This window comes from Micromonospora endophytica (genome assembly GCF_003236305.1).
GTDB lineage: Bacteria > Actinomycetota > Actinomycetes > Mycobacteriales > Micromonosporaceae > Micromonospora > Micromonospora endophytica.
The window spans coordinates 1-20,192 of record NZ_POTX01000096.1; the positions used below are offsets into that span (position 1 = coordinate 1).

Below are 20,192 nucleotides of genomic sequence, written 5' to 3' on the forward strand. Positions count from 1 at the left end.
GCCCTCGCGGCCCGAACCGCCGGGGGTGGTTCGGGCCGCGAGGGCCGAGCGGACCGAGAGGACGTCGCGGACGGACGGGTCGAGGTGTTCGCTGACGGTGACGAGATCGTCGTCGGAGACCTCGTCCAGGGCGCAGTCCCGGGCCGCGCAGAGCGCCACCAGCTTGCCGGTGATCTCGTGCGCGTCCCGGAACGGCACACCCTTGCGGACCAGCCAGTCGGCCACCTCGGTGGCCAGCGAGAAGCCCACCGGCGCGGCGGCGACCAGCCGGTCGACGCGTACCGTCATGGTGGAGATCATCCCGGCCAGAGCCGGCAGCAGCAGTTCCAGGGTGTCGACCGCGTCGAAGGCCGGCTCCTTGTCCTCCTGCATGTCCCGGTCGTACGTCATGGGCAGGCCCTTGAGCATGGTCAGCACCGCGACCAGCCCGCCGACCAGCCGGCCGGACTTGCCCCGGGCCAGCTCGGCGATGTCCGCGTTCTTCTTCTGCGGCATGATCGACGACCCGGTGGCGAAGGCGTCGTCCAGCTCCACCCAGCCGAACTCCTGCGACGTCCAGAGCACCACCTCCTCGCCGAGCCGGGACAGGTGCACCCCGACCAGCGCGGTGATGAAGAGGAACTCGGCGACGAAGTCCCGGTCGGCGACCGCGTCCATCGAGTTGGCGAACGAGGTGCGGAAACCCAGCTCCTTGGAGACCGCCACCGGGTCCAGCGGCAGCCCCGACCCGGCCAGCGCGCCCGCGCCGAGCGGACTGACGGCGGCCCGATGGTCCCAGTCCCGCAGCCGCTCCAGGTCCCGCAGCAACGGCTGCACGTGGGCGAGCAGCCAGTGGCCGAAGGTGACCGGCTGGGCGTGCTGCAGGTGCGTCATGCCGGGCGCGGCGGTGTCCACGTGCCGCTCGGCCTGCTCCACCAGCGCCTCGGCCAGCTCCACCAGCCGCGACGCCACCCCCCGGGCGTGATCACGCAGATAGAGCCGCAGGTCGGTGGCGACCTGGTCGTTGCGGGACCGGCCGGCGCGCAGCTTGCCGCCGAGGCTGCCGAGCCGCTCCAGCAGGCCGCGTTCCAGCGCGGTGTGCACGTCCTCGTCGTCGACGGTCGGGCGGAACGCGCCCGAGGCGCAGGCGGCCTCCAGGTCGTCCAGGGCGGCGAGGATGCGGCCCAGTTCGTCCGGGTCGAGCAGGCCGGCGCCGGCCAGCACCCGGGCGTGCGCCCGGGAACCAGCGATGTCGTACGGGGCCAGTCGCCAGTCGAACTGGACGCTCACCGACAGCCGGGCGAGCGCCTCCGACGGGCCACCGGCGAACCGGCCACCCCACAGGCTGGTCCGGTTCGCGGGGGCGCTGTTCTCGGTCAGACTCTTGTCATCCACCCCGTCGATTCTGGTGGTCAAGACCGTACCTCCGGCAACCGGGCGGCCGGCAGGCACTGCAACTGCTCGGTCAAGGTGTGTTGTCCCCTTCGGTGTTGTCGTCCCGGCGGGCCCAGCGGGCGAGTCGTTCGCCGAGTGCCGCCCCGCCGTCGGGCTCACGGGCCACGACGAGGATGGTGTCGTCGCCGGCGATGGTGCCGACGACCTCCGTCAGGCCCGCCCGGTCCAACGCGCTGGCCAGGTAATGGGCCGCGCCCGGCGGCGTACGCAGCACCGCGATGTTGCCGCTGGAGTCGACCTCGTTGAGCAACTCGCGCAGCAGACGCACGAGGCGGGCCGGTGCCGCCTCGGCCTCGCGCAGCGGACGGTGGCCGTCCTCCGGGATGACGTAGACGGCCCGCCCGTCGCCGCCCCGGGCGGTGACCGCGCCGAGTTCCTTCAGGTCCCGGGAGAGGGTGGCCTGGGTGACCTGCACCCCCTCGTCACCGAGCAACTCGGCCAACTCGGTCTGCGAGCGGATCTCCCGATCCCGGATCAGCTCGACGATGCGGGCGTGCCGGGCGGCACGGGTCAGCGGTGCGGTCACCGAACCTCCTCGTTCGCGACTGCGGTGCGCCCGCTCACGGTGTCTGCGCGAGCAGGAACGTCAGCAGCGCCTTCTGGGCGTGCAACCGATTCTCCGCCTGGTCGAAAACGGCGCTGCGCGGACCGTCGAGCATGTCGTCGGTGATCTCCTCGCCCCGGTGCGCGGGCAGGCAGTGCAGCACGATCGCCTCCGGTGCGGCGTGCCCGAGCAGCGCCTCGTTCACCTGGTAGGGCAGGAAGGGGGTGATCCGGTCCAGCCCGTCGGCCTCCTGCCCCATCGAGGTCCAGGTGTCGGTGGCGATCACGTCGGCGTCGCGTACCGCGGCGACCGGGTCGGTGAGCACCCGCACCGACCCGCCGGTGCCGGCCGCGATCTTCTCGGCCCGGGCCACCACGTCGGCGGCGGGCTGGAAGCCGGCCGGGCCGGCGACCCGGACGTGCATCCCGGCGGTCGCGCCGGCCAGCAGGTACGAGTGGGACATGTTGTTCGCCGCGTCACCGACGTACGCCAGGCTCCGGCCGGCCGTGCCGCCGCACCGCTCCCGCACGGTGAGCAGGTCGGCCAGCAGTTGGCAGGGGTGGAAGCCGTCGGTCAACGCGTTGATCACCGGCACGGTGGCCCCGGCGGCCACCTCCGCGATCCGGTCGTCGCCGTGGGTACGCAACACGATCGCGGCCACGTAGCGGGACAGCACCCGGCCGGCGTCGCCCAGCGCCTCGCCCCGACCGAAGTGGGTGACCTGGGTGTCCACCACGAGGGGGTGGCCGCCGAGTTCGGCGATGCCGACGTCGAACGAGATCCGGGTCCGCAGGCTCTGCTTGTCGAAGAGCACCGCCACCGACCGGGGCCCGGCCAGCGGACGGTGACCGAACCGGTCACTCTTCATCCGGGCCGCCAGGTCGAGCACGGTCGCCTGCTCCTGCGGCGAGAGATCGTCGTCACGCAGGAAGTGCCGGGTCATGCGGAAGCCTCCGTGCTGTCAGTCGGGGTGGTGGCGGGCGACGCGGCTGCCGCATCCGTACCGGGACTCGCGGCCGAGAGCGCGGCGGGCAGGGCGGCGAGGAAGGCATCGGCCTGGGCGGCGGTGAGGATCAGCGGCGGCGCCAGCCGCAGCACGTCCGGCTGGACCGGGTTGACCAGGAATCCGGCCGTACGCAGCGCCTCGGCAGCGGCCGCCGACACCGGCGCGGTGAGCGTCACGCCGAGCAGCAGCCCGGCGCCCCGGACGCCGTCGACAAGCGGATGGCCGAGCGCCTCGATGCCCCGGCGCAGCCGCTCACCGATCCGCTTGACGTGGTCGAGCAGCCCCTCGTGCGCGATGGTGGAGATCACCGCCAGGGCGGCGGCACAGCTGATCGGGTTGCCGCCGAAGGTGCTGCCGTGCGACCCGGGGGCCAGCAGGTCGGCGGCCGGACCGAAGGTGAGGGTGGCACCGATGGGCAGCCCACCGCCGAGCCCCTTGGCCAGGGTCACCACGTCCGGCTCGACGCCCTCGGCCTGGTGGGCGAACCAGTGCCCGGTGCGGCCGATGCCGGTCTGCACCTCGTCGAGCACCAGCAGGGCACCGTGCCGGGCGGTGATCCGGCGGGCGGCGGCCAGGTAACCGGGCGGCGGGACGACCACGCCGTTCTCGCCCTGGATCGGCTCCAGGATCACCATTGCGGTGGCGTCGGTGACCGCCTCCTCCAGCGCGGCCACGTCGCCGTACGGGATGTGGTCGACCTCGCCGGGCAACGGCCGGAACGGGTCGGCCTTCGTCGGCTGGCCGGTGAGCGCGAGGGCGCCCATGGTCCGTCCGTGGAAACCGCCGACGGTGGCGACCACGTGGCTGCGCCCGGTACGCCGGGACAGCTTGAACGCGGCCTCGTTGGCCTCCGCACCCGAGTTGGCGAAGAAGACCCGGCCCGGCCGCCCGGCCAGCGCCAGCAGCAGCTCGGCCAGGGCCACCGGCGGTTCGGCGATGAACAGGTTGGACACGTGCCCGAGGGTGGCGACCTGCTTGGACACGGCAGCCACCACGGCCGGGTGGGCGTGGCCGAGCGCGTTGACGGCGATGCCGCCGAGCAGGTCGACGTACTCCCGACCGGCCTCGTCCACCACGACGGCGCCGGAGCCGGAGACCAGCGCGAGTGGCGGCGTGCCGTAGTTGTCCATCATCGACTGCCGCCACCGCTGGGTCAGCGCGCTCATGCCAGCTCTCCGTTCCGCGACGGGATCACCATGGTTCCGAAGCCTTCCGAGGTGAACACTTCCAGCAGCGTGGAGTGGGCCACGCGGCCGTCGACGACGTGCGCGGCGGGCACTCCCCCGCTGACCGCGCGCAGGCAGGCCTCCATCTTGGGCACCATGCCCGACTCCAGCGACGGCAGCAGCTTCGCCAGCTCGTCGATGGTGATCTCGCTGACCAGGCTCGACGTGTCCGGCCAGTTGGCGTAGAGACCCGGCACGTCGGTGAGGACGACGAGCTTGCGGGCCTGCAGGGCGACGGCGAGCGCGGCGGCGGCGGTGTCGGCGTTGAGGTTGTGCAGCACCCCGTCCGCGTCCGGCGCCACCGTGGAGATCACCGGGATCCGGCCGGCCGCGATCAGGTCGGTCACCGCCGAGACGTCCACCGACTCGACGTCGCCGACCTGCCCGACGTCGACCGGCTGCCCATCGACGTACGCGGGCCGCCGCACCGCCGTGAAGAGCCCGGCATCCTCGCCGGAGAGGCCGACCGCGAACGGGCCGTGCGCGTTGATCAGGCCGACGAGTTCCCGGCCGACCTGGCCGACGAGCACCATCCGGACCACATCCATCGCCTCCGGTGTGGTGACCCGCAGGCCGCCCCGGAACTCGCTGTCGATGCCGAGCCGACCGAGCATCGCCGAGATCTGCGGACCGCCGCCGTGCACCACCACCGGCTTGAGGCCGGCGTAGCGCAGGAACACCATGTCGGCGGCGAAGGCCCGCTGAAGCTCGGGGTCGACCATGGCGTTGCCGCCGTACTTGACCACGACTGTGGTGCCGGCGAGGCGGGCCAGCCACGGCAGCGCCTCGATGAGCGTGGCGGCCTTGGCCTGGGCGCGGGTGAGATCGCTGTTCAACGTCATGTGGAGTACGCCGAGTTCTCGTGCACGTACGCGTGGGACAGGTCGTTGGTCCAGATCGTCGCCGCGGCGACGCCGGCATGCAGGTCGATCCGGATGGTCACACCGCGGCCGGTGAGGTCGACCTTGGAACGGTCCTCGGCGGCGGCACCGGACCGGCAGACCCAGATCCCGTTGACGGCCACGTCGACGGCGGCCGGGTCGAATGCGGCGGCGGTGGTGCCGACGGCGGCGAGGATCCGCCCCCAGTTCGGGTCGTTGCCGAACAGCGCGGTCTTCACCAGGTTGTTGCGGGCCACCGACCGGCCCACCTCGACCGCGTCGTCCTCGTCGGCGGCACCCACCACCTCGATGGCGACCTCCTTGGTGGCCCCCTCGGCGTCGGCGAGCAACTGCTGGGCCAGGTCGTGGCAGGCGGCGGTGACCGCTGCGGTCAGCTCCGCCGCGCTCGGCTCGACGCCAGCGGTGCCACTGGCCAGCAGCAGCACCGTGTCGTTCGTGGACATGCAGCCGTCGGAGTCGACCCGGTCGAAGGTGACCCGGGTGGCGGCCCGCAGCGCGACGTCGAGTGTCTCCCGACCGGCCACCGCGTCGGTGGTGAGTACGCAGAGCATGGTGGCCATGCCGGGGGCCAGCATGCCGGCGCCCTTGGCCATGCCGCCGACGGTCCAGCCGTCGCCGGTCACCACAGTGGTCTTCGGCCGGGTGTCCGTCGTCATGATCGCCTCGGCGGCGGCGTCACCGCCCTCGGGGCTGAGGGCCTGCCCGGCGGCGTCCACGCCCGACAGCAGCTTCGCCATCGGCAGGCGTTCACCGATCAGACCGGTGGAGCAGATCGCCACCTCCCCCGCGCCGATCTCCAGACCCGATGCCGTCAACGTGGCGGCGGTGTGTTCGGCGGTGGCGTGGGTGTCCTGGAAACCGGCCGGGCCGGTGCAGGCGTTCGCCCCACCGGAGTTGAGCACCACCGCCCGGACCACGCCGCCACGGACGACCTGCTCGCTCCAGAGCACCGGCGCGGCCTTGACCCGGTTGGTGGTGAAGACCCCGGCGGCTGCGGCGTCCGGACCGTCGTTGACGACGAGCGCCACGTCGCGCGCGTCGCCGCTCTTCAGCCCGGCGGCCACTCCGGCCGCCCGGAAGCCCCTCGGTGTGGTCACGCTCATGGGGCGACTCCCCAGCTCGACAGGCCCGTGGTCTCGGGCAGGCCGAACATCAGGTTGGCGTTCTGCACCGCCTGCCCCGCGGCGCCCTTGCCCAGGTTGTCGAGGGCGGCGACCACGATCAGCCGGCCGGAGTCGACATCGACCGTGGCTTGCAGGTGGCAGGAGTTGCCGCCGAGGGTGGCGGCGGTGTGCGGCCAGCGCCCCTCGGGCAGCAGGTGCACGAAGGGCGCGTCCGCGTACGCCCGCGCCAGCACCGCCCGCGGGTCGGCGTCGGCAGCGTTCCCGGCAGTGCTGTCGGCGACGTTTCCGGCGGTGCTGTCGGCGGCGTTTCCGGCGGGTAGCGCGGTCACCGTGGCCAGGATGCCGCGCGGCATCGGCGCCAGCACCGGGGTGAACGACAGCCCGGTGGCCCCGGTCGCCTGCTTGATCTCCGGTACGTGCTGGTGGGCACCGACCTTGTAGGGCGACAGGTCGCCCATCACCTCACTGCCCAGCAGGTGCGCCTTGGCGGCCCGGCCAGCGCCCGAGGTGCCGGAGGCGGCTACCACCACCACGTCGGCGGGCTGGGCCACCCCGGCGGCGATCAGCGGTGCCAGGGCGAGAGTGATCGTCGCGGCGTAGCAGCCGGTGTTGGCGACCCGGGTCGAGGCCGCGATCCGCTCCCGCTGGCCGGGCAGCTCGGGCAGGCCGTAGGTCCAGGCACCGGCGTGCGGGCCACCGTAGTAGCGGGTCCAGGCGTCGCTGTCGGTGAGCCGATGATCCGCACCGAGGTCGACGATCCGGACCCCGGCCGGCAACTGCGCCGCCAGTGCCGCCGACTCGCCGTGTGGCAGAGCGAGGAAGACCAGGTCGGCGTCGGCCAACACATCCGGTACGGTCTCGACGAAGGTCATGTCCAGCCCGGTGAGCTGGGGGTGGACCGCATCGAGCCGCTGCCCCGCCTTACTGTGCGCGGTGGCGGTGACCAGGTCGAACTCGGGATGTCCGGCGAGCAGGCGCAGCAGTTCGCCGCCGGCGTAGCCACTCGCCCCCGCGACCGCGACCTGAATTCCCATACCTACCTCCGCATGACTATGCAGTAAGGCTAACAGCACTCAGCGAGCTACTGCAAGTTCATGCAGCCGACTGCATGAGAATGGCATTTGTGATAGTGGATTTCTGGGCGCCGTCGGCTCCTCCCCCGGGCCGGGGAGGAGCCGACGGCGCCTGTCACTCCGCTCGTCCGGTGAGCCCCTGTTGCCGCTCGTACGTCCGCAGCGCGACATCCCATGCCTGGGTGTATTCGGACGGGCCCAGCCCGAGGTCGTTGTGCCCCTTGACCGCCTCTCGCAGCAGACTCACCAGGTTCGGGACGAGTTCGCGGCGTTCCTCGACGTAGTGATGGAACACCGCAGCGAACTGCTCACCCGTCAATCGGGCGGCGTGTGCCGTGACCGGATCGTCCTGGAGGCTCTGCAGCACGCCCGCCCATCGCCGGGTCAGATCGTCCGCCTGGCGAGTGCGGATCTTCTCCAGTTCGTGGTCGCACTCAAGCTTGATCCGCTGTTCCCAGTACGGCCGTAGCCGCTCCCGTACCCGTTCGTCCGGGCTGACCCGCAGCCGCACCGAGAACTGCGGCAGGTGCGGATCCTGCGGCCAACGCTGGTGCATCAACAGGTTGTTCAGCGCCCGTTCAAGGTCGTGGGCACGGTGCGGATCGTGCTCGCGGGCCAGGTCGATCGCCCGTTCCCGGACGATCCCGCCCGCCCACGGCAGCATCGCGTCAGCCCTCAGCCGTAGTTCCTCAAAGCTCATGTTCGTCGCCGTCCAGTGGTAGACGACGTGCAGGTTGAAGTCGAACGCATCGCCCTTCGCCGGCACCAGGAGCGGGTACGGCACGTCCTGCCGGAAGGTGATCTTTGCAGGTGCCGCCGGAGCCGGTGGGGTGGGACCGGGAGCAGTCCCGAAAAACGAGTGCCACCACTGGCGTCGCGGCTGGTGCGGCACGCCGTGCCGCTGGTCAGAGGTCCCGGAGGGGTGGATGGTCATCAGGCGTCCTCAACAATCAGGTTCTCGACGTCATCGAGCAGCAGGCACCCGGGCATGGCCGGACGCCAGACGTGCCGCAACTGGTGATCGAGCCGGCGGCGAAGTGGGGGGCGTCCAGTCAGCACGAGCCGCAACAGCGCCAGCACATGGATCGCGACCTCTGGCTGGCCGTCCGCCCGGCTGAGCCAGAAGCCAAGCGTCCGCCAACTGCGGTACGCCGTCTCGGGCAGGCTCAGCGCGGTAGCCCAGAGCGTCGCCAGATCATCCGGCGACACGACACCGTGACGGGCCAGGTCCAGCAGTTCAGGCCAGTGTTCTCGAGGTGGCCGAGCCCAGCGCTCGGCGAGGATCCGCAGCGCCCGTGCGGCGTGCAGCCGCACCTCCCGCTCGCCGGCCCCGGTCAGATCGGTGTGCTCGGTCCGATCAGAGAGCCCGGTCCATTCCGCCAGGGAAGCCAGCAGGACGGCCTGGTGCCCACCCTGATAGATCTCGACCAAACCCCGGACCACCGAGTTGTGCCACCGTTGCATCCGCCCGGACGCGACCAGACGGAGTTGCACCAGGGCCGCTTCCGGCCACACCCGGGCCAGCCCGAGTTCGTGGGCACGAGCGACGGTGTCCCGCAGGTGGGCCGCTGAGCCGGCAGCCCATCGGTCCAGCTCGATGCGAACCCGCTGTCTGAGGCGTGGTTGCATCGCCATCGCGACGAGCACGATCGCGGCCGCCTGCCGGACGCTCGCCCGCCGCTCCCGAGCCAGGTCGCACACCGTGTCCAGAGCGGCCTGCACGTTACGGCTGGCCGACCACCCGACGGCGGCGGCCGCCGCCTGCCGTACCTCAGGCAGGTCCGCGCGGATCAGATCCGCGAGCCAGCCGAGCAGCACGCGCGGTGGCCACCAGTCGGTCCATGCCACATCGAGCACGGCGGAGCGCAGCTGCTCGGTGCCCGGCGCAAACTGGATCTGGACGTTACCCGTAGCCCACCGCTCCGTCGGAAGCATCACGGCGGCGCGCAGCGTCGGCCCGAGCAGGTCGTCGAGAGCGGTGCCGCGTAACCGCACCGGCTCCGGCTGCGCCCCTTCGTAGCCTGGGACGAGGCGGTTGGCGGCGAGTCGGATCTCGGCCGTCGAGAGCCCGGCGAGCACCACACAGGACAGTCGGAACGCCCGGACCTGTGCGACGGACCAGCCCATCGGGGCACCAACGTCAGCAGGCGGGTCCAGAATCTGAGCGGCGCGCTCACTCAACTGCTGAGGCAACAGTTGAGTGAGCCGATCGGTAAGCGATCTGGCTCGTAGCGCCGAAGGCGCGATGGCCTGCACCACAGAGACCACCTCGCGGGGCCGGGGTTCCCCGGCCAGGTATGCCGAGAGCAGGGGATGGCGGACGCACTCTCCGTCGACGTACTGCTCCACACATTCGGCGGTACAGCCATCGGCGCAGAAACCTACACAGCGTCCGGCCAACTCACGCCGTAGGCGGGCCCGGAACACCTCCCCGGCCGGAGCCGGTCGATGCTCGACGATATGACCGGCGAGATCCTGAACCCGCCGGGAGAAATCGCCGACCAGCAGCAGCGTCATCCCGTTGGCGCTCACCCTCGCAGCCAGCCCCATCAGGGTGTAGCCGTCCAGCGAGCCGACATCCTCGTCGCTGAGTCGCAGCACGTAGCCGCATCCGCGTCGTTGACCCAGTTCGGTACGCAGCAGGTCGGTGAGTTGCTCGACGCCGACAACGTTCACCCCGCCGATACCGTGCCGGCGTGCCGAGGCGACCACAGCTGCGGTGAACCGGCCGCTGCCCGCCGGGCCGGACAGGCACACCAGATGGCGCTGTTTCAGGTTGTGGTCGAGCTGCTGGTCGCTGCCGGCGGGCGCATAGCCCTGCACCAGGTCCAGCACGGTCGCCTCGCTCAGCGTTTCCGACCAGACCCGCCGGCCCTCCACCGACTCGCTGGCCGCGCTGACGTTGACCGTGCCGATCGCCAGGGCACCGTGCCCGGTGGCGTTCTGCCCACGTACGAACATGTCTCCGGCATCGATCCCGGCACCGCCGAACAAGCCGGCGAGCCGGCGCAGCACCTCGTCGGAGTCCAGCGGGTCCTCGCGGTCGTCCACCTCGTCCGCGTCATCCGTCGACGACCGAGGCGGGCCCGGGCCATCCTCTTCTTCCGGCGTCGCCTCACCATCGCGGTACGGCGCCTGACGTTGCTCGTCAACGGGCTCCGGTGTGCCATCGACGGCGGCGGGATGCTCCCCGCTGCCGGGCCGCACAAACCGGGGTTCGCCCGCCGCCGCGCCGGTCGAGGAGTCACCGGCGGCCCGTCCCGGCTCCGGATATGTGGTGTTCATCGGTCCGGGTCCGGGCGAAGAACGGCGTCACGACCGATGGAACCGATCGCCATCGCGCCCGGTCCGATGGCGTTCTGACCGTCTACGCGGATATCCCCGGTGCGAATGCCGCCGTTGGCCGTCGGGCCGCCGCCCGGGTCTATACGGCGGCGCCCGGCAGGCTCCGTCGGCGCCTGCGGCGGCGAGTCATCCGGTTCCGACCTGGAGTCATCCGGTTCCGACCTGGAGTCATCCCGCCAGAAGGTGGCGTCCTCGTCCAGGACGCAGAGCCACGCCGGCTCCCGGAACCCCTTGTCCGCGTGCACCACCTCGATCTTCCGGAAGCGATCCGGCCGGATCTCCTCCGGATACTCGGTCACCACGTCCCGGTAGATGTCGGCGGAGACCACCAGCGCTACCCCGGTGTCGGGGAAGGCCGCCAGCGCGCGACGTACCGGTGCCGCATCGCAGAGTCGGCTGACCATCACGACCGCCTGTCCGGGGAAGCCGTTGGCCCCGTCGAGGTGCACCATGCCCTGGTGCACCGCCACGCGCAGCCGGATGCGGGCCTCTGGGAGGCGACTGGCGTTGTACTGGCGCAGTCGCCGGTTCAGCTCCGGCAGGAAGCGGCCGATCACCCTCGCTTCCGGGACGTCCCGGGGCAGGACAGCCAGTTCACCGTCGCCTGCCTGCTGTGTCGTCCAGCCGACGCGGTCCATGCCGACCTCATCGGCCGCCTCGCGCAACAGTCGGTGGAAGTCCTGCTGTGCCTGGTACTGCTGGATGTTGCCACGCCGGCTGTAGCGCTCCATGTCCACGCAGACCAGCAACCGTCGCTCCGGATGCTGCATGTCGTCACCCTCCTCACCCCGGTCCTCAATGGCCGGGCACCAGCGAACATCCAACTGGCGAACGGGAGCCGAGACCCCGTAGAAGTACGGCATCCGGGTTGGCTGCCCAGAACCCGTCATCCCGTACCGCGCGGGCATTGGGCACGGCTGTTCCCGATGCACTGCTCGCATGTGGAATGTGCCGATCGACGTGCTGCTGACGCTGGGCCTGGATCTGCGTCTGACGCTGGCTCTCGTGATTGCGTACCTGATCGCTTGGCCCTTGCTACGCCGCTCGTGGCGTATCGCAGTCGGGCGGCTACGCTGCGAGCGCTGTCGTTGGCTGAGCGGAACGGGAGCCCGGATGCGGCACGAAACACCTCGGAACTCGGAATGGCCCTACGGCACTTTTTTGCAACGGCTCCACCCGACCGTACGGAGCGCCGTGTTGGCACTCGGCGTCCGCCGTCAGGTGCCGGCCGGTCAGATCCTGATTCACGAGGGACAGCGACAGTCGCATCTGGTGTTGATCGAGGAGGGCCTGACGAAGGTGACCGCTGCCCTGCCGGACGGTCGCACCGCGCTGCTGTCCCTGCGGGTTGGCGGTGATCTGGTGGGCGAGATGTCCGCCCTCAACGACCGGCCGCGATCGGCCACCATCACCGCGTGCGGACCCACCCGCTACAGCGTGATCACGTCCGAACGGTTCCGCACCTTCCTCACCGGCAATCCGGACGCCGCACTCGAACTCGCCGCGATGGTCTCCGATCGGCTTCGCTGGTCGAACCGGCGGCGGATCGACTTCTCCTCATATCCGGTCAAGATCAGAGTTGCTCGGGTCATCGCGGAGCTGTCCCGCACACACGGCCGCCAGGCACCCCACGGGGTCGTCATCGACGTACGACTCACCCAGTCCGAACTGGCATCCATCTGTGGCGCCTCGGAGACGTCGGTGCAGAAGATCCTTCGGGAGCTACGAACTGACGGGCTTGTCGACACCGACTACCGCCGGATGACCGTCCGAGATCTGCCGCGGCTGCGGAGCCTCGGACAGCTCGAGCCCGACGAGTGTTAAGAAGGGGCCCTTCCTATACACGAGACGTTAATAGGGGGCCCCTCCTTACACCTCAGCCGCCGCGGAGGGTGGCGTTGAAGCGGGCGGCGGCGCGGGACACGGCGGCGTCGCGGGCGGCGACGGCCTCCTCGACGGTCAGGGTGCGGTCGGGGGCGCGGAAGGCGAGTTTGTACGCCAGCGACTTGCGTCCGGCACCCAACTGCTCCGAGGCGTACACGTCGAACAGGCGCACCGATTCGAGCAGGTCACCGGCGCCCTCGGTGAGGGCCTGCTGGACCGAGGCGGCGGGAACCGCGTCGTCCACCACCAGCGCCACGTCGATCAGGGCCGGCGGGAAGCCGGAGACCGTGGGCGCGGGCGTCACCGACGGGGCCGGCAGGGCGTCCAGGTCCAGTTCCATGGCGCTGGTCCGCCGGGGCAGTTCCAGCGCCGCGACCACCTGCGGGTGCAGTTCGCCGGCGTGGCCGACCACCGCCCCGTCGACGAGCAGTTCGGCGCAGCGACCGGGATGCCAGGGGGCGTGCTCGGTAGCCCGCACCTCGATCCGCTCCTGCGGCACCCCGGCGACGGCGAGCACCTCCCGGCCCGCCTCGACGGCGTCCGCCCATCCGGCCGGGCGGCCGGCACCCCACCAACCGGCCGGCTCGGCGTCGCCGGTCAGCACGACGGCGACGTGCCGGGGCTGGTGCGGGACGACCGCGTCGGCGGCGGCGAACTCGGCGTCGGTGGGTCGCCTGTCGACGCCCATGGCCGGCGGACGGCCGGCGTCCGGACGGGGCTGGAAGACCGCGCCGATCTCGTAGAGGGCCAGGTCCCGGTGGCCGCGACCGAGGTTGCGCTTGACGATGCCGAGCAGCGGACCGAGCAGCGTGGTGCGCAGCAGCGGCTCCTCCTCCGACAGCGGGTTGGCCAGCCGCACCGCCTGCCGGCGCGGATCGTCGGCGGGCAGGCCGAGTTGGTCGGCCAGGTCGGTGGCGACGAACGGGTGCGCCAGCACCTCGACGTAGCCCCGCTCGGCCAGCGACCGGGACACCGCCCGGTTGCGCCGCTGCTGCCAGGTCAGTCCCCGGCCGGGGGGCGCGGTCGGCAGCAGCGACGGCACCTTGTCGTACCCGTCGAGGCGGACCACCTCCTCGACCAGGTCGGCCGGGTCGGTCAGGTCGGGCCGCCAGGTCGGCGGGGTGACGCTGAGCGTCTCGCCGCCACCGGCGGCGACGGCCACCTCGCCCGGATCCTCGGCCAGCCGGTCGGTGCCCCGGGTCACGGTGCAGCCGACCTGCTCCAGCAGGGCGACCACCCGGGCCGGCGAATACTCCACCCCGATCCGCCGGCTGGGCAGGTCGGCCGGCAGCGTGACCGGGGTACGCGGCACGACGTGGTCGATGTCCAGCACCTCGTCACCGGCGACGCCGCCCGCGTACGTGGTGAGCAGCCCGACCGCCCGATCGAGGGCGAGCAGCGGCAGGGCCGGGTCCACGCCCCGCTCCCACCGCTTCGCCGCCTCACTGAACAGCTTGTGCCGGCGGGCGGTGCGCCCGACCATCGCCGGGTCCCAGTGCGCGGCCTCGAAGAGCACGTTGACGGTGCCCGGCAGGACCTCGCTGGTCTCGCCGCCCATCACCGCGGCGAGCGAGATCGGCACGCCGTCGCCCTCGGCGCCGAGCGGGTTCGGCAGCCCGGCGTCGCAGATGACCATGTCCTCGGGCACCAGCGCGCGGGTCACCCCGTCGAGCGTGGTCAGCTTCTCCCCCGCCACCGCCCGCCGCACCACCAGCGGGCCGGCGATCCGGTCGGCGTCGAAGGCGTGCATCGGCTGGCCGAGTTCGAGCATCACGTAGTTGGTGATGTCGACAGGCAGCGAGATGCTGCGGATGCCGGCGACGGTGAGCCGCTGCCGCATCCAGTCGGGGGTCTGCGCCGCCGGGTCGACGCCGCGCACCATCCGGGCGGCGAACCGATCACAGCCGACCGGGTCGCGCACCTCGACCGGGTACGCCGGTTCGGCGGTGCCGGGCGTGGCCGGCATCCGGCCCCGGTCGGAGTAGTCGATGCGCAGGGCGTGCGCCAGTTCGCGGGCCAGTCCGCGCAGCGACATCTGGTAGCCCCGGTCCGGGGTGATCTCCACCTCGACGATGATGTCGGTGAGCCCGACCACCGGACGCGCGTCGTCGCCGGGCTCGGCCACCACGTGCTCGGGCAGCACCAGGATGCCGGAGTGGTCGTCACCCAGGCCCAGTTCCTTGACCGAGCAGATCATGCCGTGGGAGTTGCGCCCGTACGTCTTGCGCGCGCCGATGGCGAAGCCGCCGGGCAGCACCCCGCCGGGCAGGATCACCACGACCCGGTCACCGGGGGCGAAGTTGCGCGCCCCGCAGACGATCTCCTGCGGCTCGCCGGTGCCGTTTGCGGCGCCCACGTTCACCCGGCAGAACCGGATCGGCTTCTTGAAGCCGGTCAGCTCCTCGATCTCCAGGACCTCACCGACCACCAGTTGCCCGGTGACCGTGCCGGCCAGGTCCACGATGGACTCGACCTCGATGCCGATGCCGACCAGGGCCCGCTCCAGCTCGTCGACGGACAGGTCGGGCAGGTCGACGTACTCCCGCAGCCAACTGACAGAAACTCGCATGACTTGTATCCACCGTCTCCGTGACTCGTACCCGTCGCCTACAGCCCGACCCCGAACGCGCGGGTGAACCGCACGTCGCCCTCGGCCATGTCCCGCATGTCGCTGACCCCGTGCCGGAACATCACCGTCCGGTCGATGCCCATGCCGAAGGCGAAGCCGGAGTAGACCTCCGGATCGATGCCGCAGGCCCGCAGCACCCGCGGGTTCACCATGCCGCAGCCACCCCACTCCACCCAGCGTGGGCCGTCCCGATGCTCCGGGAACCAGACGTCGAACTCGGCCGACGGCTCGGTGAACGGGAAGTAGTGCGGCCGGAAGCGGGTCCGCGCCCCCTCGCCGAACATCGCCCGCGCGAAGTGGTCGAGCGTGCCCCGCAGATGCGCCATGGTGATGCCCTTGTCCACCACCAGGCCCTCGACCTGGTGGAAGACCGGCGCGTGGGTGGCGTCCAGCTCGTCGGTGCGGTAGACCCGCCCCGGCACGATCACGTAGATCGGCGGCTTGCGGGTCAGCATGGTCCGCGCCTGCACCGGCGAGGTGTGGGTACGCAGCACCAGCCCCGAGTCGGAGGGTGCGATGTGGAAGGTGTCCATCAGCCCGCGCGCGGGGTGGTCCGGCGGGATGTTCAACGCGTCGAAGTTGGTCCACTCCAGCTCGACCTCGGGCCCCTCGGCCACCTCGTAACCCATCCCGATGAACAGGTCACTGATCTGCTCCATCAGCACCGTGATCGGGTGCCGGGAGCCGCGCGGCCGCCGGTCGTGCGGCAGCGTCACGTCGACGCGCTCCTCGATCAGCACCCGCTCGGCCTGCTCGCGCTCCAGCACCTCGGCGCGGGCGGCGTACGCCTGCTCGATGGCACGGCGGGCCTCGTTGACCCGCTTGCCGGCGTCGGCCTTGGCCGCCGGTGGCAGCGCGCCGATCTCCCGGCGGGCCAGCGAGACCGGGGCGCGGTCGCCGAGGTGCGCCGGACGTACCGCGCTCAACGCGTCGGGGTCACCGGCGGCGACGAACGCCTTCTCGGCCTCGGTCACGGCCTCGGCCAGGGCGGCCGGGTCGAGCAGGGCGACCTGCTTCGGGTCGTACGGATCGTTGCGGTAGCTCATGGCGTACGGGCACTCCCTCACGGCGGCGCCGGCCCTCACGGGCGGCTAGGCGAGTCTACGGACGCGCGGCTGTGCCGCAGCCCGCCGGTGGGAGTTACGCGGAGAGCAGGTCAGGCCCGCCGCCCGCCGACACCGGCGGGCTGGCTAAACGAACGCCATGCTGCGTTCACCATGGGGGCTTTTCTCCTCGTGCTCTGCGCCGACCTCGGGTCAGCGCTGCGCTCTGGCTGAAGCGTACAGGCAGACGGCTGCGGCCGCAGCCAGGTTGAGGCTCTCGGCCCGCCCGTGCAGCGGCACCCGGACCCCGGCGTCGGCGGCCTCGACCAACTCGTCGGGAAGCCCGTGCGCCTCGGAGCCGAACAGCCAGGCGGTGGGCGTGGCGAGCCGGCCGGTGTCGGCCAGTTCGTCGAGGTCCGCCGCGCCGTAGCCGGTGGCGGCGAGCACGGTCAGGCCCGCCGCGCGCGCGGCGGTGAGCACGGCTGCGGGGTCGCGCTCGCGGACCACGTCGACGTGGAACAGGCTGCCGGCCGACGACCGCACACACTTGCCGTTGTACGGGTCGACCGTGTCCCCGGCGAAGATCACCGCGGCGGCGCCGGCCGCGTCGGCGGTACGCAGCACCGTGCCGGCGTTGCCCGGGTCACGGATCCCGGCGAGCACGGCGACCAGTCGTGGGGCGCGCCCCAACGCGGCGGCCAGCGGCACGTCGAGGTGGTCGCAGACGGCGACCAACCCCTGCGGGGCGACGGTCTCGGCGAGCGCGGCGAGCGCCTCGTCGGTCACCTCGGAGACGGGCACGTCGGCAGCGGCGGCGGTCGCTGCCAGGTCGGCGTACCGGTCGAGGGCGTCGGGGGTGCCGAAGAGCTCGACCACGGTACGCGGGCGGGTCAGCGCCTCGCGGACCGCCTGCGGTCCCTCGACCAGGAACCGGCCGGTGGCGTCGCGTTCGCGCCGGCGCTGGAGCCGGCGGGCGGCGACCACCCGGGGGGTACGCGGCGTGAAAGGCATGGTGTCGTCCCCGGACACGCCGCGAGGCGACCCTCGTCGTACGAGGGACGCCTCGCCGCGTCCGGTGGGGATCAGGCGGCCTGGGCCGCCGCGCCGCCGGTGCCCTCGGCCTGCACCGCGGCCCGGGCCAGCTCGACGATCGCCGCGAACGCGGCGGCGTCGTTGACGGCCAGGTCGGCCAGGATCTTGCGGTCGACCTCGATGCCGGCCAGGCGCAGGCCCTGGATCAGCCGGTTGTAGGTCATGCCGTTGGCGCGGGCACCCGCGTTGATCCGCTGGATCCACAGCTGCCGGAAGTCACCCTTGCGGTCACGACGGTCCCGGTAGGCGTACTGCATCGAGTGCAGCACCTGCTCCTTGGCCTTGCGGTACAGCCGGGAGCGCTGACCGCGGTAGCCGCTGGCGGTCTCCAGCAGGGTACGGCGCTTCTTCTGGGCGTTCACAGCCCGCTTGACGCGTGCCATCTCAACTCCTTCTTGGACTCAGGTGGCGCGCGTCAGCGGCCGAGCAGCTTCTTGATGCGCTTGACGTCGGACTTGGCGACCTCGACCAGGCCCGTCAGCCGACGGGTACGGGTGGAGGTCTTCTTCTCCAGGTTGTGGCGCATACCGGCCTGCTGCTTCACGATCTTGCCCTTGCCGGTGACCCGGACCCGCTTGCCCGTGCCCGTGTGGCTCTTCATCTTCGGCATGTGGAACGTCTTCTCCCCTGTTACTGGCCGCTGGTGTCAGCGGTCGTGCCGGACTCGCCGGCTGCTGCGCTCTCACTGGCCGCCCCGGACTCGGCGGCCGCCGCGGCGGCGGGCTCCTCCGCGGTCCGCTCCCGGGGTCCACCTCGGGACGCCGTGGCGGCGACCGCGGAGGCTTTCACGGCCCGATGCGGAGCGAGAACCATGATCATGTTTCGGCCGTCCTGCTTCGGAGCGGACTCGACGTATCCCAGTTCCGTGATCTCCGACTCGAGCCGGCGCAGGAGCCGGTAACCCAGCTCCGGTCGGCTCTGCTCGCGACCGCGGAACATGATCGTCACCTTGACCTTGTCCCCGGCCTTGAGGAACCGCACCACGTGACCCTTCTTGGTCTCGTAGTCGTGCGGATCGATCTTCGGCCGGAGTTTCATCTCCTTGATGACGGTCTGCTGCTGGTTACGCCGCGCTTCGCGCGCCTTCAGTGCGCTCTCGTACTTGAACTTGCCGAAGTCCATGAGCTTGCACACCGGCGGGCGCGCCATCGGCGCAACCTCGACCAGGTCCAGATCGACGTCCGCGGCCAGCTGAAGGGCGCGCTCCAGCGGGACGATGCCCACCTGCTCACCCTCGGGGCCGACCAGTCGGACCTCACGTGCCCGGATCTGCTCGTTCACGCGTGGTTCGACGCTGATGGGGCCTCCTCGAGTCGGTTCTTCATGCGTGGCCGACCCGGTGGCTCCCGGCGGGAGCCGGCCCGGAAAGCAGAAGGCCCCGGCGGATGCCAGGGCCTGCTCGACCGGTCGGCACGATCACAGGATCGCGCATCCGGCACCGGGACGTGCCCGGAACCGGGGACCGGACCCGGACACCACAGGGGCGACTCGGGTGGGAGCAGGCGCTCCACTTTCATGGCCGTCTGCGCATGCGGACAGCCTGGTCGACTCGACAACACTACACCCTCGGTAACCGCCGCCCAAACCGGGCCCGGCCCGGTCCTGCCCGACAGGCAGCCACCCGGCGGCGGCCGCTCGGTGCCGGGGGTGTGGATCAGCGGCGCGAGGCGCGCTCGGCGAGGGTGGCGAGGTGTTCCTGGTGCAGCCGGCGCAGCGCCCGGACCCCGTCGACGGCGAGCTGCTTGTCGGCTGCCTGGAGCGCGACCATCGGCAGCAGGTCGTCGTCGTACAGCTCCAGGGCGGCCCACGGGGCGCCCCGGTCGAACCGGACCCCCCGGACGACCTCCCAGGGCAGCTCGTAGGAGCCGATGATGTTGCGCACCCGCACGCCCCGGGCGTCCGCCTCGACCCGGGGACGGGTGAAGAGCAGAGCACCGAGGGCGAAGAGCACGCCGAGCCCGATCATGGCGAACTGGTCACCGCGCTGGAAGGTGCCGTAGCCGTTGCCGGTGGGACCGGTGAGGGTGGTGGCTATCGCGGCGAACAGGACCACCACCACGACCGCCGACGTCCAGCAGACCAACCGGATGCGGCGCGGACGCAGCCGGATCACACCCGTGCCGTCCACCGGACCGCCGTCGGGCCGCACTGCCTCCTGCCGCTCGCTCATGGCCCCAGTCTCTCATCCCGGGCCGGAGCCTGCTCCGATGCCACACGGACAGCACCGGCAGGCGGGACCACTCCCGGCCGGCGGCCGGCCACCAGCACCGCCAGCACGGTGAGCAGCGCGCCGGCCAGCACCGGCAGCCGGGCGCCGGGCCCGCCCGGCAGCAGCACGTCCAGCAGCAGGGCGCCGGTGAGCTGCCCACCGACGAGAGCGAGACCGGTACGCAGCACACCGGCCGCGCGTACCCCCAGCACCAGGCTGGCCACGACGCCGACACCGAGCAGCCCACCGAGGTACAGGTGCCATTCGCCAGGCCAGCGGATCGCCGGGCCGGTGAAGGCGCCGGCCAGCGCCGCGACGAGCAGCACCGCGGGCGTACTGACGACGAAGTTGACCGCGACCCCGGCGGCGGCCGAACCGGCGGCGGAGACCCGGCCGTTGAGTGCGGTCTGCACCGCGACCCCGACCCCGGCGGCCACCACCAGCAGGAGCAACCCGACGGCCAGGTCACCGACGGGCCGGCCGATCTGGGCCAGGGTCACCGCGGCCACCCCGAGCAGTGCGCCGGCCACCCGGGGCCCGCTGAGCGGCAGCCGACCCACCGGGGCGAGACCGACCCGGTCCGACGCCAACCCACCGATGCCGTTGCCGGCGACCTGGGCGATGGTGAACACCGCGACCCCGACCACCGGCACCGCGTACGCGGCGAGCAGCACGATGGCC

General features: G+C 71.9%; 19 protein-coding genes. 1 reads left to right on the forward strand and 18 read right to left on the reverse strand.

Translation table 11 applies throughout. The features are described 5' to 3' along the window. The 10 genes from argH to C1I93_RS15775 form a co-directional block, all read right to left on the reverse strand. A partial coding sequence (argH, locus tag C1I93_RS15730) for an argininosuccinate lyase (RefSeq protein WP_111244051.1) occupies nucleotides 1-1,383 on the reverse strand: 1,383 nt, incomplete at its 3' end. Between the two features lie 61 nt (nucleotides 1,384-1,444). Further along, nucleotides 1,445-1,960: an arginine repressor gene (locus C1I93_RS15735; protein WP_111244038.1), complete on the reverse strand. Its 516-nt coding sequence runs from the start codon at nucleotides 1,958-1,960 to the stop codon at nucleotides 1,445-1,447. Nucleotides 1,961-1,994: 34 nt separating this feature from the next. Next, the gene (gene argF, locus C1I93_RS15740; protein ID WP_111244039.1) at nucleotides 1,995-2,921 is read right to left on the reverse strand and encodes an ornithine carbamoyltransferase; all 927 of its coding nucleotides are present in this window, start codon (nucleotides 2,919-2,921) and stop codon (nucleotides 1,995-1,997) included. Beyond that, a complete protein-coding gene (locus C1I93_RS15745) occupies nucleotides 2,918-4,150 on the reverse strand; it encodes an acetylornithine transaminase (protein WP_111244040.1) in 1,233 nt (410 codons plus the stop codon). The genes argF and C1I93_RS15745 overlap by 4 nt, the downstream gene beginning before the upstream one ends. Then, complete coding sequence (argB, locus tag C1I93_RS15750) at nucleotides 4,147-5,052, reverse strand: acetylglutamate kinase (RefSeq protein ID WP_111244041.1); 906 nt, start codon at nucleotides 5,050-5,052, stop codon at nucleotides 4,147-4,149. Before argB ends, C1I93_RS15745 begins: the two co-directional genes overlap by 4 nt. Then, nucleotides 5,049-6,215 (reverse strand): bifunctional glutamate N-acetyltransferase/amino-acid acetyltransferase ArgJ, encoded by a 1,167-nt coding sequence (argJ, locus tag C1I93_RS15755; protein WP_111244042.1) that lies wholly within the window; start codon nucleotides 6,213-6,215, stop codon nucleotides 5,049-5,051. Before argJ ends, argB begins: the two co-directional genes overlap by 4 nt. Next, a complete protein-coding gene (gene argC, locus C1I93_RS15760; protein ID WP_111244043.1) occupies nucleotides 6,212-7,270 on the reverse strand; it encodes an N-acetyl-gamma-glutamyl-phosphate reductase in 1,059 nt (352 codons plus the stop codon). Before argC ends, argJ begins: the two co-directional genes overlap by 4 nt. A 154-nt stretch (nucleotides 7,271-7,424) precedes the next feature. Beyond that, nucleotides 7,425-8,243, reverse strand: coding sequence for a hypothetical protein (locus C1I93_RS15765; protein WP_223256210.1), 819 nt, complete (start codon nucleotides 8,241-8,243; stop codon nucleotides 7,425-7,427). Next, nucleotides 8,243-10,594 (reverse strand): hypothetical protein, encoded by a 2,352-nt coding sequence (locus tag C1I93_RS15770; protein ID WP_111244044.1) that lies wholly within the window; start codon nucleotides 10,592-10,594, stop codon nucleotides 8,243-8,245. Before C1I93_RS15770 ends, C1I93_RS15765 begins: the two co-directional genes overlap by 1 nt. Beyond that, complete coding sequence (locus C1I93_RS15775; RefSeq protein ID WP_249412320.1) at nucleotides 10,591-11,517, reverse strand: hypothetical protein; 927 nt, start codon at nucleotides 11,515-11,517, stop codon at nucleotides 10,591-10,593. The genes C1I93_RS15770 and C1I93_RS15775 overlap by 4 nt, the downstream gene beginning before the upstream one ends. Nucleotides 11,518-11,848: 331 nt before the next feature. On the opposite strand from C1I93_RS15775, the gene C1I93_RS15780 reads away from it, so the two are divergent. Continuing rightward, nucleotides 11,849-12,478 carry a Crp/Fnr family transcriptional regulator gene (locus C1I93_RS15780; protein WP_223256209.1) on the forward strand — a complete coding sequence of 210 codons (630 nt, stop codon included), beginning with the start codon at nucleotides 11,849-11,851 and terminating at the stop codon, nucleotides 12,476-12,478. Between the two features lie 52 nt (nucleotides 12,479-12,530). Here C1I93_RS15780 and pheT read toward each other — a convergent pair whose 3' ends face one another. From pheT to C1I93_RS15820, 8 genes are all read right to left on the reverse strand, one after another. Beyond that, nucleotides 12,531-15,107: a phenylalanine--tRNA ligase subunit beta gene (gene pheT / locus C1I93_RS15785; protein WP_111244046.1), complete on the reverse strand. Its 2,577-nt coding sequence runs from the start codon at nucleotides 15,105-15,107 to the stop codon at nucleotides 12,531-12,533. 38 nt (nucleotides 15,108-15,145) lie between these two features. Then, nucleotides 15,146-16,213 (reverse strand): phenylalanine--tRNA ligase subunit alpha, encoded by a 1,068-nt coding sequence (gene pheS, locus C1I93_RS15790; protein WP_111244047.1) that lies wholly within the window; start codon nucleotides 16,211-16,213, stop codon nucleotides 15,146-15,148. Between the two features lie 210 nt (nucleotides 16,214-16,423). Next, nucleotides 16,424-17,221 carry a TrmH family RNA methyltransferase gene (locus C1I93_RS15795; protein ID WP_111244054.1) on the reverse strand — a complete coding sequence of 266 codons (798 nt, stop codon included), beginning with the start codon at nucleotides 17,219-17,221 and terminating at the stop codon, nucleotides 16,424-16,426. A 71-nt stretch (nucleotides 17,222-17,292) separates the two neighbouring features. After that, entirely contained in the window at nucleotides 17,293-17,685 is a 393-nt protein-coding gene (gene rplT / locus C1I93_RS15800) for a 50S ribosomal protein L20 (protein WP_111244048.1), read from the reverse strand. A 32-nt stretch (nucleotides 17,686-17,717) separates the two neighbouring features. Beyond that, on the reverse strand, nucleotides 17,718-17,912 hold the full coding sequence (gene rpmI / locus C1I93_RS15805) for a 50S ribosomal protein L35 (RefSeq protein WP_111244049.1): 195 nt from the start codon (nucleotides 17,910-17,912) through the stop codon (nucleotides 17,718-17,720). Between the two features lie 20 nt (nucleotides 17,913-17,932). Beyond that, nucleotides 17,933-18,583: a translation initiation factor IF-3 gene (gene infC / locus C1I93_RS15810; RefSeq protein ID WP_111244050.1), complete on the reverse strand. Its 651-nt coding sequence runs from the start codon at nucleotides 18,581-18,583 to the stop codon at nucleotides 17,933-17,935. A gap of 373 nt (nucleotides 18,584-18,956) precedes the next feature. Next, nucleotides 18,957-19,472, reverse strand: a complete 516-nt coding sequence (locus C1I93_RS15815) for a PH domain-containing protein (RefSeq protein ID WP_223256208.1) — start codon at nucleotides 19,470-19,472, stop codon at nucleotides 18,957-18,959. After that, a partial coding sequence (locus C1I93_RS15820) for a DMT family transporter (RefSeq protein WP_111244056.1) occupies nucleotides 19,469-20,192 on the reverse strand: 724 nt, incomplete at its 5' end. The genes C1I93_RS15820 and C1I93_RS15815, both read right to left, overlap by 4 nt.

Coding starts and splice junctions, on each gene's coding strand:
- argF (WP_111244039.1), bottom strand. CDS start 2,921: ATGACCCGGCACTTCCTGCGTGACGACGATCTCTCGCCGCAGGAGCAG.
- C1I93_RS15745 (WP_111244040.1), bottom strand. CDS start 4,150: ATGAGCGCGCTGACCCAGCGGTGGCGGCAGTCGATGATGGACAACTAC.
- argB (WP_111244041.1), bottom strand. CDS start 5,052: ATGACGTTGAACAGCGATCTCACCCGCGCCCAGGCCAAGGCCGCCACG.
- argJ (WP_111244042.1), bottom strand. CDS start 6,215: ATGAGCGTGACCACACCGAGGGGCTTCCGGGCGGCCGGAGTGGCCGCC.
- argC (WP_111244043.1), bottom strand. CDS start 7,270: ATGGGAATTCAGGTCGCGGTCGCGGGGGCGAGTGGCTACGCCGGCGGC.
- C1I93_RS15765 (WP_223256210.1), bottom strand. CDS start 8,243: ATGACCATCCACCCCTCCGGGACCTCTGACCAGCGGCACGGCGTGCCG.
- C1I93_RS15770 (WP_111244044.1), bottom strand. CDS start 10,594: ATGAACACCACATATCCGGAGCCGGGACGGGCCGCCGGTGACTCCTCG.
- C1I93_RS15775 (WP_249412320.1), bottom strand. CDS start 11,517: ATGCCGTACTTCTACGGGGTCTCGGCTCCCGTTCGCCAGTTGGATGTT.
- pheT (WP_111244046.1), bottom strand. CDS start 15,107: ATGCGAGTTTCTGTCAGTTGGCTGCGGGAGTACGTCGACCTGCCCGAC.
- pheS (WP_111244047.1), bottom strand. CDS start 16,213: ATGAGCTACCGCAACGATCCGTACGACCCGAAGCAGGTCGCCCTGCTC.
- C1I93_RS15795 (WP_111244054.1), bottom strand. CDS start 17,221: ATGCCTTTCACGCCGCGTACCCCCCGGGTGGTCGCCGCCCGCCGGCTC.
- rplT (WP_111244048.1), bottom strand. CDS start 17,685: ATGGCACGCGTCAAGCGGGCTGTGAACGCCCAGAAGAAGCGCCGTACC.
- rpmI (WP_111244049.1), bottom strand. CDS start 17,912: ATGCCGAAGATGAAGAGCCACACGGGCACGGGCAAGCGGGTCCGGGTC.
- C1I93_RS15815 (WP_223256208.1), bottom strand. CDS start 19,472: ATGAGCGAGCGGCAGGAGGCAGTGCGGCCCGACGGCGGTCCGGTGGAC.